We start from the raw sequence: 12,868 nt of genomic DNA on the forward strand, positions 1-12,868 counted from the left end.
AGAAATTTAAACAAATTTATTATAATCAGAAATTTAGGAGGGAGAGAGCATGAAAAAAGAAGAGGAAAAGCCTAGTATAGCAAAGCTTGTAAAGGAGTACATAGAAACAAAACCCTGTATAAGAGAACTTATGATCCTCGGGATAGTAAATTATAGTGCTCTAGCGAGATTTATAGAGGGAGAATTCAAGAAAAAAGGCATAAAAGCATCCACCGGAGCTATAAAAATGGCCCTTATAAGACTGGGTGAAGAGCTCAGCGAAGAAAGAAGTGGGTTTGAGAAAGCTATAAAAAATGTCATCTCAAAAACGGTTATCCAACTACAATCAGATTTAGTTGTAATTACAGCAAGAAGGGACATTGTTCTTTCAAAAATAAAAGAATTGGTTGAGGTGGCAAAAGATTCGAGATTCTTCCAGCTGACTCAGGGAATTGAAACTTTCACTATAGCGATGGCAAACGAAGAAAAGGAAAAAATATTAGAACTATTGAAGGGTGGAATAATTGACGTTCAAGAAGGGCAAACGGCTATTCTCCTAATAAGCCCATTGGCAATAATAAACACCCCAGGAATCGTGGCATTCATTACCACGGCTCTTGCTGTCAATGGGATAAATATAACCCAAATTATTTCATGTTATAAGGATACGATACTGTTAGTTGATAGGAGAAATGCCCCTTCAGCTTACACTATTCTTGAAGATCTAATTATCAAGATGAGAGAGCTATAAATTTTGTTCTATTTGCAACTTTCTATTATATTTTTGCAGTTGATGTTACAAAAGAAATAAAAATCAGAAAAGACTGAGGGCAAGAGGGCATTTAATGGGGGTGCACAAAAAAGGATACTTAGTTTTGGAAGATGGCTCAGTGATAGAAGGGAAGGCCTTTGGTGCAGAAACAGTCAGGTATGGGGAAGTAGTCTTCACGACAGCAATGGTAGGATACCCAGAGTCCCTGACTGATCCTTCATACAAGGGACAAATCCTAATCGCCACAAATCCCCTAATGGGGACTTACGGAGTACCATCTAAAAGCCTAAAGGAGTATGGGCTTCCCCTACATTACGAATCAGACTCAATTAAAGTAGAAGGATTTGTTATATCTTTTCTAATGAGGCCTAATCACTGGAGCAGCGAAATGACTCTAGATGAATGGTTAAGGAGGGAGGGCGTTCCAGGGCTCTATGGAGTTGATACTAGAGCCTTAGTCAAGAAGATTAGAGAGGAGGGTGTAATGAGAGGAGCAATAGTCACAACAGAAACAGATTTAGAAGAAATTTTAGAGAATATTAGAAAAATAAGCTATGAAAGTACCAATTTCGTTGAACTTGTATCGCCAAAAAACCCAATTGTACACACACCAAAAAATGTCAAATTCAGAGTTGTGGTTCTTGATTTGGGAGTGAAGTTTGGTATTCTTAGAGAGTTACTCAAGAGGGGAATTGAAGTTGTTAGAATTCCATGGAATTGGGACATATTGGAGGCCTATTACTCCTACAACGCAGATGGCATATTCATAAGCAATGGGCCTGGAAATCCTACCCTCTTAAAAGAAGTTGCTAAGAGGATTAGAAAGGCATTCAATGAAGAAATTCCGATGATGGGAATATGCCTTGGCCAACAACTTTTAGCCTTAGCAGATGGGGCAGAAATATACAAGCTTAAATACGGTCATAGAGGGATTAACAAACCTGTTAAAGATTTAGAGAGTGGAAAAGCATTTGTTACTACTCAAAATCATGGCTATGCAATTGTTCCTGAAAGCCTAAATGAGTTTAAGGTATGGATGGTAAACCTAGATGATAACTCTGTAGAGGGAATAAAACACGAAAGTTTACCTATTATAGCTACCCAATATCATCCCGAGGCTTCTCCTGGCCCCTGGGATTCATTGTGGGTTTTTGATGAATTTGTAAAGATTTTGGAGGGGAGAAAATGAAAATCGATGTATCAAAAGTCATTGTTATTGGTTCCGGTGCAATAAAAATAGGTGAAGCAGCTGAGTTTGACTACAGTGGAAGTCAAGCATTAAAAGCATTAAGGGAAGAAGGGATAGAATCAGTGCTAGTAAATCCAAATGTTGCAACTATTCAAACTAGCTATGAGCTGGCAGACAAGGTTTATCTTCTTCCATTGAAAACCGAGTTCATAGAAAAGGTAATTGAAAAGGAAAAGCCTGATGGAATACTAGTCGGTTTTGGAGGACAGACTGCACTCTCCCTGGGAGTTTCCTTGTACAAAAAGGGTATATTAGACAAATACAACGTAAAGGTCCTAGGAACTCCAATTGAAGGCATTGAAAGAGCACTCGACAGGGAGAAGTTTCAAAAGACCATGAAAAAAGTAGGCCTACCAGTTCCCCCAAGCGATGCAGCAAAAACTCCAGAGGAAGCCATCGAAATTGCTGAAAGCATAGGATTTCCAGTAATAGTAAGAGTAAGCTTCAACTTAGGAGGCAGAGGCTCTTTCATAGCTAGGTCCAGAGAAGAGTTTGAGAAATATATCATAAGAGCCTTTGCTCAAAGCGAAATAAGGAAAGTTCTCGTGGAGAAGTATCTCAACGGATGGAAAGAGATAGAGTTCGAAGTTGTTAGGGATAAAGCTGGAAACTCAGTTGCTGTTGTATGTTTAGAGAACGTTGATCCAATGGGAGTTCACACAGGAGAATCAATAGTTGTAGGCCCTTCCCAAACCCTGACCAACAGGGAGTATCAAATGCTGAGGGACGCTGCAATAAGGGTTGCGGACGCAATAGAGTTAATTGGAGAAGGAAATGTCCAGCTCGCGTTAAGTCCCAACTCAGAGGAATACTATGTTATCGAAACAAATCCCAGGATGAGTAGGTCGTCGGCACTAGCAAGCAAAGTTACTGGATACCCTCTCGCATACATAGCTACAAAGTTAGCAATAGGATACACCCTAGATGAACTAAGAAACACTGTTACAGGGATCACAACAGCAGCCTTTGAGCCAAGTCTTGACTATGTAGCTGTTAAAATTCCCAGGTGGGATTTTAAGAAGTTTGAGGAGGTTAACAAGAGCATAGGAAGTGAAATGAAGAGCATAGGAGAAGTTATGGCAATCGGAAGGAACTTGCATGAAGCGTTTCAAAAGGCAATAAGAATGCTTGACATAGGTGATGAGCTCATTGGAAAATACTACTTGGAAGATGAGCCTCTCGAGAATGTCCTAGAGAGACTAAAGAAAAAAGAACCATACTTATTGATGCACATAGCCAAGGCCCTTAGGCTCGGAGCTACGGTTGAAGATATCCACAAGATAACAAAAGTTGACAAGTTCTTTATCTATGTAATAGAAGACCTTGTTAAGATAGCAGAGGAATTAAGGAAGAATCCAACAGAGGAACTTATTAGGGAAGCTAAAAGGCTTGGATTCAGCGATTGGGAGATTGAGCTCCTAACAAAAAGAAAAGTAAAAAAGAAATGGAAGCCAGTGGTTAAGAACATTGACACGTTGGCTGGAGAATTTCCAGCAAAAACAAACTACCTATATGTTACGTATGATGGTGTTGAAAACGACATTCCAAAACCAAAGAAACCCAGCATTCTAGTCTTGGGAGCAGGAGTGTTTAGGATAGGGGTAAGTGTTGAGTTCGATTGGGCAGTTGTTAACTTTGTAAATGCCATAAGGAAGAGGGGAATAGAAGCAGCAATTCTAAACTACAACCCAGAAACAGTGTCAACTGATTGGGACATGAGTGATAGACTATACTTTGAGGAAATAACACTTGAGAGAGTTCTTGATATATATGAATTTGAAAGACCCATAGGCGTAGTGGCATTTGCAGGCGGCCAATTAGCTAATTCTCTAGCAAAGAAATTAGAAAATGCTGGAGTGAAGCTACTCGGAACTTCAGGAAAGAGTGTGGATAAGGCAGAGAATAGGGCTAAGTTTTCAAAGTTATTAGAGAAGCTCGGAATTCCTCAACCAGAATGGATCTCAGCAGAGAGCATTGATGAGGCTATAAAACTTGCAAAGAAAATTGAATACCCAGTCATAGTGAGGCCAAGCTACGTCTTAAGTGGAACAGCAATGAAAGTTGCTTGGAATGAGAAAGAGCTAATAGACTTCTTAAAAGAAGCTGCTTCAGTTTCACCTGAACATCCAGTTTTAATATCCAAGTTTATCCCAGGAACAGAAGCTGAGATTGACGCTGTTAGCGATGGAAAGAAAGTTGTTGGAGTAACACTCGAGCATATCGAAGGTGCAGGGGTTCACAGTGGGGATTCAACAATGGTAACCCCGTGGAGAACTTTAAGTGAACGAAACGTGAAGAGAATATGGGAAATAACATACGAGCTTGCCAAAGAGTTAGAAATTAAGGGACCCTTCAATGTTCAGTTCGTGATAGACAAAAAGCCCTACGTCCTAGAACTTAACCTAAGGACTAGCAGGTCAATGCCATTCTCCAGTAAGTCCAGAGGAGTAAATCTAATGGAGTTATCTGCCCAGGCAGTGCTAGATGGAGAGTTAAAAATTGGAGTTGAAGGGAAATATTATGAGATCCCACCTGTAGCCTATGGAGTAAAGAGTCCACAGTTCTCCTGGGCCCAACTCCAGGGAGCATATCCATTCCTCGGCCCAGAAATGAGATCAACAGGAGAGGTTGCGGCCCTGGGAACACATTACGAAGACGCCTTACTGAAAAGCTGGCTCTCAGTAAAGCCGAATGAACTTCCAAAGACATCCGCTTTAATCTATGGTTGGGAGAAAAAAAATATCCTAAAAGAAACGGCAAAAATTTTAGAGAACCTCGGAATTACAACATATTCAATTGGTGGAGACATTGGAGAAATTAATATTTCAAAACAAGAGGCAGTTAATATGATCAAAGAAGGAAAAATAGATATTATAATGACCACAGGATATGCAAAAGATAAGGATTATGAAATTAGAAGGCTTGCAGCAGATTTAAATGTTCCCTTGGTCTTAGATGCAAACTTAGCTTTGGAGCTAGCAAAGGCTATAGAGTGGAAAACAAAAACTCAAGAAGAGTTTGAAATCAAAGAACTGAGAGAATACTGGATCAGAAAAATCGAAGAAAATGTTGAAGAATATGCAGCTTCAGTAGTTTTAAGGAGATAACCTTGTGGATAAGATCTTTGATTTTTTAGTTGCTGCATCAATGGCTTTCATTATTGTTGTTCTAATTTTTCCTTCCTCCAACTCAAATATCCCATCTATCGTTGTTCCTCCGGGGGTAATTACCATATCTCTAATTTCAGCAGGGTGTCCCTCAAAATTTAGTAAGAGCTTCGCAGTGCCTAAGAGGGTTTGAGCGGCCGCAAGTTTTGCAATATCTCTTGGGAGTCCAACCCGTAAACCGCCATATATCATGGCTTCTAAAAACACAGAGACATAAGCTGGTCCAGAGCCACTTAATCCAGTTATGGCATCCATATATTCTTCGTCGATTCTTATATACTTCCCAAAGGACTCAAAGATTTTTTCAACAGTTCTAATTTCCTCTTCGCTTAAATCTTCCGTTGCATAGGCTGTAAAGGACTCTTTTACGAGAACAGCTATATTTGGCATAGCCCTCACAAATTTTGCATTTGCAAACCTCTTAAGAAGCTTTATTGGAATTCCCGCCGCTAAAGATATCACAATTTTACTTTCAACTTCTTCCTTTATTTCTTCAAGAACCTTTCCTACTTTATTTGGCTTTACTGCGATAATCACGATATCCGCTTCCCTACTGGCTTTTTTGTTGTCTTTTTCAAGTTTTACCCCATATTTCTCCAACCATTTAACCTTTTCAATGCTTCTCCTTGTAGCAATGACTTCGTAATTACTTTCAGCCAAGGCCTTTGCAACAGCACTCCCAATTGTTCCCGCTCCAATTACAGCAACCTTCATTTATTTCACCTAAACTTTGGAAATAATGTAGAATGTTTATAACTCTTCTTGAGAATACTTCGTCATTTATCCCAACATACCCTCAAGTTCTAGCTTTTTCTTTTGTCTTAGAAACACAACTGGAACCCCTGCTTCCCTTAACCTTTTTCTCAATTGCTTATCATTAGTGCAAACTATCACATTGTCGTTTGAAATCGCAAACTCATAAATTAACTCATCTGTAGTTTTGGACATGAACTCCCCTATGTAAACTGTGGGAAACCTTTCAGCTAACTTAAGTGCCATTCGAGCAGCAATTAGATCTTTTCCTCTAAGCTTACCTTCTTTGAGAATAGTCTTTAATTCTTCCAAAACTACGTTCGGTATCACAATTTTGTAGTTCACGTCAAGTATTCTTTCGAGCTCAGATATTATGTCCACGCCAAATTGCCCAGGGATAAAAAGAAAATTTGTATCAGGAATAACCAGCCAAACTCTCTTCATTGCCTTTACTCCTTAATTATGCCGTATCCTATCAATCTCCATCTTGACCCTATTTGCCTGCTAATTGCAACTCTTTCTCCAGGTTCAGCACAAACTGGTATCTGGAGCTTAAGCTCTATCTCATCCTTACCTAGAGCTGTAACTAAACCCATTGTTCTAGCCGTTCCAACGTTTAAGAGAAGAATTTCCTTCCTTTTAATTGGCTCAACATTCAGCTCTTGCTCAGTACCAACGACTCTCTCCAGTAGGTGAACTTCAAGCCTCAGATCTGTCCAGACTGGTGGCAGTTTTCCAGGTTTTCCAACCACGTTTCCTGCCATTAGATCACCCTTAGTTAAGTAGGGATCGAGCTTTGTACCAATACCCACAAGTCCTCCTGGGTATGCCTCCTCTACGAATTGTCCTCCTGCCTGTAATGATACAATTTCGGTAGTTATTGGCTCATATTTTATCCTTCCGTGCTCTTCATAGGGAACTCCCGGCCTAATTTCTATCTCATCCCCAACTTTTAGCTTTCCTTGAACTATCGAACCTCCCAAAACTCCTCCCACGAGCTTTTCTGGAGGAGTTCCCGGCTTATTTACGTCAAAGCTCCTAAGCACGAGCATCTTTGGAGGCTTATTTGAATCTCTCTTTGGGGTCGGTATAAACTCCTCTATTGCCTTGACAAGCACATCAATATTGGCCCCATGAAGGGCAGATATTGGAATTATTGGAGCGTTTTCAGCTACAGTCCCCTTGATGAACTCTTTTATCTGTCTGTAATTTTCCAAGGCTTTCTCTTTATCAACCAATTCAATTTTGTTTTGAGCAATTATTATGTTCTTTTGCCCAATAATTTGGAGAGCCATCAAGTGCTCTCTCGTCTGAGGCCTTGGACAGGGCTCATTTGCAGCTATAACTAAAATTGCTCCATCCATTAATGATGCCCCAGCAAGCATTGTGGTCATTAACGCCTCGTGACCGGGAGAGTCTATGAAAGAAACTCTCCTTATGAATTCTGTCTCGTGACCACAGTAAGGACATATCGGTGAAGTTGAATACCTGCCACAGTTAGAACATCTCCTTATCTCTGCATCTGCAAATCCTATCTTAATTGTGATACCCCTTCTAAGCTCTTCACTGTGAGTATCTGTCCAAACCCCCGTAAGAGCTTTTGTAAGGGTTGTTTTACCGTGGTCAACGTGACCAACCATCCCTATATTTACCTCCGCCTGCCTAGTTTTTCTTTTCTCACCCATTGTCCTCTCCCCCAAAATGGTAGATAGCTATTCCATTTATAGCTTTATTCCTGGGAATTCAATGTTTAATAAACCTCCCCTCCAGTCCTGTTCCAGAAGGATCTACATCGTCTCTCATAATCAAAACTACCCTACTTGGTTCATATTCATCTTCAATGTGATAACCCGGAAGATACTTGACCAGTGCTTCAGCGAATTCTCTTATGTCTTCATGGCTTGGCATGTTGTTTATTGTGAGCCTATTCCTTGAAAATCCTACAAACATGTAAGCCTTTGCCTCAACGAACATTGGCCTCGCTTTCATTATTAGCCTAGCGTATCCTTCTGGATTGTGCATGTTCTCTCCCTTAACTAGTGTTAGTCTAACAACAGTTCTCGTTGGGATATCTCTCATCAATTCTAGGAACTCCAGTATCTTCTCCCACCCATCTGGGATCATAGGAATATTTACTTTGTTATAGGTTTCTATATCCGGAGCTGTCAGAGATACATAGAGCTGAGTTGGTAGCTTATCATCCTTTATCATCTCCCTGAGGCTTTCTGGGACTGTTCCGTTGGTAACTATAAATGTCGTGAACCCTCTCTTGTGGAACTCCTCTACCAGATCTCCCATATATGGATAAAGCATTGGCTCCCCTGAAAGACTTATTGCAGCATGCTTTGGTTCCCAAGCTTCCTCAAATTTTTTCTTGTCAACTTTTGGATTACCCTTGTACCCCACCAACAGCTTTCTTTGGGCCTTTATACTCTCCTCAACTATGAAAGCTGGGTCATCCCAGGGCTCTGGAACTTCAGTACCTAAGAAAGTCTCCATTGGACGCCAGCAGAAGATACAGTTGTGGGTGCACCACGCTAGCACTGGAGTCATTTGAAGGCAACGGTGAGAGTGAATGCCATAGAACTTCTGCTTATAACAGAATCTCCCTTCCGTTAGACTCTTCTTCAACCAGTGGCAAAGTTTAACCCCGCTGTGCCTACCTACGAGTTCATAGTGTTGTTTTCTAAACAAATTAGCTATCTCTTCAGGCATGTTTGGATTAGCTTGAACAGTAATTTTTCCAGGCTTTATATCCATTCTCACTCACCTCCAGATTAGGCTCGCCTAACTTAAATACCAGAATAATCATTTAAAAAGTTATTTACCTTCATTTAACCAACAACATTTTTTGAAAACTAATTCATTAAACAGTATTGTTAACCCAAAATGCCTTAAAGAAAAGCCACGAATAAAGTCTTTGGTGATAGGAATGAAGATACTGTTCTTGAGTGCAAACGAATTTGAAGATGTAGAGCTAATCTACCCCTACCACAGGCTCAAGGAAGAAGGTCACGAAGTTTACATAGCGAGCTTCGAGAAGGGTGTAATTACAGGAAAGCACGGATATTCAGTCAAGGTGGACTTAACCTTTGACGAGGTTAACCCCGACGAATTCGACGCTTTAGTTCTCCCAGGAGGAAGGGCCCCAGAGAGAGTAAGGCTTAACGAGAAAGCAGTTGAGATAGCAAGAAAAATGTTCACCGAAGGAAAGCCAGTGGCAACTATCTGTCATGGTCCTCAGATATTGATTTCCGCTGGAGTGCTAAAGGGAAGAAAGGGAACAAGCTACATAGGAATAAGAGACGACATGATTAATGCCGGAGTAGAGTGGATAGACAGAGAGGTTGTTGTTGACGGAAACTGGGTTAGTTCTAGACACCCAGGAGACCTTTACGCTTGGATGAGAGAATTTGTTAAATTACTTAAGTGATCATTGTAAGTATTCATAATTCATAAATTTTTTATATTTTTGTTAGTCCTTTTTCATTGGTGAATACTAGTGAGAAGGGGGCTATCATTACTTGGTTTTATTATTGGTGCAGTTATTGGGATAATAATAGGAGCACTAATTTTAGCAGGAATATTCCTCCTAGCTTTAGGGAGCACCATAAGTTTTCTAGACTTCCCCAACTGCCACTGCACATGTGAAACTATTAATAATGCAGGTCCTATAAAAGAAATAGGAGCGTATAATGCAACATCCCTTATCATAGAGGACGTAATTGGAACGGTAAAAATAAAGCCAAGTAACGAACCACAGATAAAGGTTCTCTCCAACCTTCCGATAAATGTGTCCGTTTCTGAAGACTCGCTGGTTATAACGTGCTCAGAATGTCGCGAAAAGAGCTTTAAAAACGGAGAAATAATACTCATGGGAAACTTATCGAGCATAAAAACATCAGACATCCTGGGAAGACTTATAGTTGAAGTACCAACTAAGAGAATAGAGGTTGGAGACGTATTAGGGGAAGTTAATATTCAAGCATACACAGAAGTGTTTGAGAGCGAGGACATTCTTGGAAGAGCCGAGATCAAGGCAACAAGAGAAGTTCAGATTGAGGATGTCATAGGAGAGGTAAAAATCACGATACCAAAGAATTCTACCGCCAAGATATCATATTCTAAAATTATCGGAAAGATTGCTGATCTTTCAGAAGATAGCAATAAGATTGTTAAAGTAGATATTGAAGACATTCTGGGTGAGCTAACCGTTGAAAACGAAAAGTGAAATAGTAAGGGCATTCATCCTAGGAAGTCTGTTAGAAGTAGCTATTCCAAAGCCTGGAAACGTTTCAAGATATAAGGACTTTGAAGACCTAACATTCTATCATTTTTTATTTGGAAATACTGCCCTAATCGGACCTTATTTTGAGGCTACTGAAAGAGGAATTCTGCTTAAAGAAGGAAAAATTAACGAGAGCGAGGTCGGAATTGGTGAACTTATAAGGATGGCTGTAGCAGCGACAAAGAAATATCAGGATGCAAATCCAAACTTTGGGATAATAGTGTTGAGTATTCCCTTAATAGTTTCACTGTCTTCAGGAGCTTCTATAGAGGATGCCGGTAAAATGGCTACCAGATTGATTTCCAAATCAACGCCCTTAGATACAGTAGAGCTCTACAAAGCGATAAGAATTGCCAATCCAAAAGGTATTCCAAGAGGGGTTAAATATGACGTATACAGCGACACTTCGTTTGAGGATCTCGTTAGAGATGGAATTAATCTCTATAAGTTGGCAGAAATTAGCTGCGAAAGGGAATTAGTGTTTTGTGAATGGTTAAATAACTATGACCTAACATATGAAACGCTAAAGCTTCTTGAAAATAATTTAGAGAAAGAAGATCTTGAAGGTAAGGTAAGAAAAACATTTGTTGTTCTCTTATCCAAATATGAAGACACTCTCATAATAAGGAAGGCTGGAATTCAAGAAGCTAAGAAAGTTAAAGAAATGGCCACCCAGTTGCTTAAAAATAAGATAACTGAAGAGGAATTTGAGAGGTTTATGTATGAAAAAAGAGACTTAAGAAACCCAGGAAGTTTAGCCGACATTATGGCAACGGCACTGTCTCTGCTCATGCTAAAGGGATATCGCCTAGAATCAAAATTTTTGCGGAAAATATAACCATTATTTTACACCAAACATGAAAAGAACCTCCTACCCGGGACTCACCCTCTATCCTATAACTGACCCACTATAAGGCACATCAGAGATGTAAGTGCCAAAATATCAAATAATTATTAATTAGATCTCCTTCTAATAGCCCATAGGAGGATTAGGCGGCAAAAATTTGCGAAAAGTTTATATACTTTTACAGCCCTATTTTAAACGAAAGAACCTTGTAGGAGGTGTGGATGATGGGAGAATTACCAATTGCCCCAGTTGACAGACTTATAAGAAAGGCTGGTGCTCAGAGAGTTAGCGAGCAAGCAGCTAAGGTACTTGCAGAGCACCTTGAGGAAAAAGCTATTGAGATCGCAAAAAAGGCAGTAGATCTTGCAAAGCACGCAGGTAGAAAGACCGTTAAGGTCGAAGACATTAAGCTCGCAATTAAGAGCTGATTTCTCCGTTTTTACTTTTCCTTTTGTCCCCCTTGTAAGACCTTTAGTGTTTTTAAAGGGTTTCTTTTAATGTTTTCCCATGGATTATGAAGTTGCAGTAAGAATTACTAGAAGAAATCATAACGCCTTTGTTCACCTTCTTGCAGCGTTAGAGAGCCAAGGCTATGATTTGTCCAACGTGTTAGTTTCTAACAATTTAGATGAAATAATTGAGAAGAGGCCAAAAGTGATTCTATACTCCTTCTATAGCCAAGAAGTTGATACTGTTAAAAAGGAAGTTGAAAAAATTAGGAAGAATATCAACGCAATTTTGGTAGCAGGAGGATATCATGCAATAGCGATGCCCAAGCATACCCTCAAAGTCCTGGGATTTGACATTGCCGTTATAGGGGAAGGAGAAGAAGCTCTTTATGACCTCCTTACAAAGCTTAGAAAAACAAACTACACTATAACAAAAGATCTCACTGAAGTGAGGGGACTTGCTTTTTATCTTGGAGATGAATTTGTATTCACGGGATTTGCAAAGGTTGAGGACTTTTGGAAATTCCCCCCATACCCAGAGGGATTAAAGTTAATTTCGCCAATGGAGATAAGTAGAGGATGCCCCTTTGGATGCTACTATTGTCAAACTCCTTACGCAAAAGGTTTCAGAATGAGACATAGGCCAATTGACCAGATAGTAAAGTACTCAAAGAGAATGAAAGACATGAGATATATAACCCCAAATGCATTCGCATATGGGAGTCCTGGGGGAATATTAAAAATTGAAAAAGTCGAAGCGCTTCTTCGGGCGTTACAACCTCTTAGAAGAGAAGGAAGAAGACTGTTTTATGGAACATTTCCAAGTGAGGTGAGACCAGAATTCGTTACTAGGGAGACTGTAGAGCTTTTAGTTAAGTATACAGACACAAAAAGGCTAGCAATAGGAGCTCAAAGCGGAGATGATAAAATGCTGAAAGCAATGCACAGAGTACATAGAGTGGAACACGTGATTAATGCTGTTGAACTCTCCCTTGAGTATGGGATAACCCCTGTAGTAGACTTTATAGTAGGTTTACCAGGAGAAACCGAAGAGATGCAAAGAAAAAGTATTGAACTAATGAAATGGATTATTAAAAAGGGTGGAAAAGTCAGGGCTCATTACTTCATGCCCCTACCTGGGACCCCCTGGGCAAAATGCAAGCCATCTCCCCTTAGCGAAGAAATGAAAAAATTCTTGGGGAGAATGGCAGCGGAAGGAAAAATTGAAGGAGCATGGGGAATACAGATAGAAACCTCCAGGAAACTCCAGAAACTTATAGAAGAGTTCTATGAAGAGCCGTTTAGCTATGTGGGAAAAGTGAAAGAAATTTGCTAAATAGTTAAAGGCCCAGGCCCAAAAATTT

At 39.9% G+C, this 12,868-nt stretch carries 12 protein-coding genes; 8 read left to right on the forward strand and 4 right to left on the reverse strand.

Going from position 1 to position 12,868, the window contains the following annotated elements; genetic code table 11:
• Window positions 1-49: 49 nt before the first annotated feature.
• The 3 genes from ACMFNG_RS01220 to carB all read left to right on the forward strand — a co-directional run bounded on the left by ACMFNG_RS01220 (window position 50) and on the right by carB (window position 5,107).
• Window positions 50-730, forward strand: coding sequence for an ACT domain-containing protein (locus tag ACMFNG_RS01220; RefSeq protein ID WP_011012858.1), 681 nt, complete (start codon window positions 50-52; stop codon window positions 728-730).
• A 94-nt stretch (window positions 731-824) separates the two neighbouring features.
• Complete coding sequence (carA, locus tag ACMFNG_RS01225) at window positions 825-1,940, forward strand: glutamine-hydrolyzing carbamoyl-phosphate synthase small subunit (protein WP_430515186.1); 1,116 nt, start codon at window positions 825-827, stop codon at window positions 1,938-1,940.
• On the forward strand, window positions 1,937-5,107 hold the full coding sequence (carB, locus tag ACMFNG_RS01230; protein ID WP_011012860.1) for a carbamoyl-phosphate synthase (glutamine-hydrolyzing) large subunit: 3,171 nt from the start codon (window positions 1,937-1,939) through the stop codon (window positions 5,105-5,107). Before carA ends, carB begins: the two co-directional genes overlap by 4 nt.
• Here carB and proC read toward each other — a convergent pair.
• The 4 genes from proC to twy1 all read right to left on the reverse strand — a co-directional run bounded on the left by proC (window position 5,096) and on the right by twy1 (window position 8,680).
• Window positions 5,096-5,881, reverse strand: a complete 786-nt coding sequence (gene proC / locus ACMFNG_RS01235; RefSeq protein ID WP_011012861.1) for a pyrroline-5-carboxylate reductase — start codon at window positions 5,879-5,881, stop codon at window positions 5,096-5,098. The genes carB and proC overlap by 12 nt on opposite strands.
• A 66-nt stretch (window positions 5,882-5,947) precedes the next feature.
• A complete protein-coding gene (locus ACMFNG_RS01240; protein WP_430515187.1) occupies window positions 5,948-6,364 on the reverse strand; it encodes a PIN domain-containing protein in 417 nt (138 codons plus the stop codon).
• Between the two features lie 5 nt (window positions 6,365-6,369).
• Window positions 6,370-7,605 (reverse strand): translation initiation factor IF-2 subunit gamma, encoded by a 1,236-nt coding sequence (locus ACMFNG_RS01245; RefSeq protein WP_430515188.1) that lies wholly within the window; start codon window positions 7,603-7,605, stop codon window positions 6,370-6,372.
• A 58-nt stretch (window positions 7,606-7,663) separates the two neighbouring features.
• On the reverse strand, window positions 7,664-8,680 hold the full coding sequence (gene twy1, locus ACMFNG_RS01250; RefSeq protein WP_014835579.1) for a 4-demethylwyosine synthase TYW1: 1,017 nt from the start codon (window positions 8,678-8,680) through the stop codon (window positions 7,664-7,666).
• A 172-nt stretch (window positions 8,681-8,852) separates the two neighbouring features.
• Between twy1 and pfpI the strand changes: the two genes are divergently transcribed.
• The 5 genes from pfpI (at window position 8,853) to ACMFNG_RS01275 (ending at window position 12,840) form a co-directional block, all read left to right on the forward strand.
• Window positions 8,853-9,353: a deglycase PfpI gene (pfpI, locus tag ACMFNG_RS01255; protein ID WP_011012865.1), complete on the forward strand. Its 501-nt coding sequence runs from the start codon at window positions 8,853-8,855 to the stop codon at window positions 9,351-9,353.
• 69 nt (window positions 9,354-9,422) lie between these two features.
• Window positions 9,423-10,151 carry a hypothetical protein gene (locus ACMFNG_RS01260; protein ID WP_011012866.1) on the forward strand — a complete coding sequence of 243 codons (729 nt, stop codon included), beginning with the start codon at window positions 9,423-9,425 and terminating at the stop codon, window positions 10,149-10,151.
• Entirely contained in the window at window positions 10,135-11,046 is a 912-nt protein-coding gene (locus tag ACMFNG_RS01265; protein WP_011012867.1) for a triphosphoribosyl-dephospho-CoA synthase, read from the forward strand. The genes ACMFNG_RS01260 and ACMFNG_RS01265 overlap by 17 nt, the downstream gene beginning before the upstream one ends.
• 233 nt (window positions 11,047-11,279) lie before the next feature.
• The gene (gene hpkB, locus ACMFNG_RS01270) at window positions 11,280-11,483 is read left to right on the forward strand and encodes an archaeal histone HpkB (RefSeq protein ID WP_011012868.1); all 204 of its coding nucleotides are present in this window, start codon (window positions 11,280-11,282) and stop codon (window positions 11,481-11,483) included.
• A 79-nt stretch (window positions 11,484-11,562) separates the two neighbouring features.
• Window positions 11,563-12,840 (forward strand): TIGR04013 family B12-binding domain/radical SAM domain-containing protein, encoded by a 1,278-nt coding sequence (locus tag ACMFNG_RS01275; RefSeq protein ID WP_011012869.1) that lies wholly within the window; start codon window positions 11,563-11,565, stop codon window positions 12,838-12,840.
• Window positions 12,841-12,868 lie beyond the last annotated feature (28 nt).

This window comes from Pyrococcus woesei (assembly GCF_050496105.1).
GTDB lineage: Archaea > Methanobacteriota_B > Thermococci > Thermococcales > Thermococcaceae > Pyrococcus > Pyrococcus furiosus.

Excerpts from the sequence above, each read along its gene's own strand:
- proC (WP_011012861.1), bottom strand. The coding sequence starts at position 5,881 with ATGAAGGTTGCTGTAATTGGAGCGGGAACAATTGGGAGTGCTGTTGCA.
- ACMFNG_RS01220 (WP_011012858.1), top strand. The coding sequence starts at position 50 with ATGAAAAAAGAAGAGGAAAAGCCTAGTATAGCAAAGCTTGTAAAGGAG.
- ACMFNG_RS01240 (WP_430515187.1), bottom strand. The coding sequence starts at position 6,364 with ATGAAGAGAGTTTGGCTGGTTATTCCTGATACAAATTTTCTTTTTATC.
- ACMFNG_RS01245 (WP_430515188.1), bottom strand. The coding sequence starts at position 7,605 with ATGGGTGAGAAAAGAAAAACTAGGCAGGCGGAGGTAAATATAGGGATG.
- ACMFNG_RS01275 (WP_011012869.1), top strand. The coding sequence starts at position 11,563 with ATGGATTATGAAGTTGCAGTAAGAATTACTAGAAGAAATCATAACGCC.
- carA (WP_430515186.1), top strand. The coding sequence starts at position 825 with ATGGGGGTGCACAAAAAAGGATACTTAGTTTTGGAAGATGGCTCAGTG.
- pfpI (WP_011012865.1), top strand. The coding sequence starts at position 8,853 with ATGAAGATACTGTTCTTGAGTGCAAACGAATTTGAAGATGTAGAGCTA.
- twy1 (WP_014835579.1), bottom strand. The coding sequence starts at position 8,680 with ATGGATATAAAGCCTGGAAAAATTACTGTTCAAGCTAATCCAAACATG.
- carB (WP_011012860.1), top strand. The coding sequence starts at position 1,937 with ATGAAAATCGATGTATCAAAAGTCATTGTTATTGGTTCCGGTGCAATA.
- hpkB (WP_011012868.1), top strand. The coding sequence starts at position 11,280 with ATGGGAGAATTACCAATTGCCCCAGTTGACAGACTTATAAGAAAGGCT.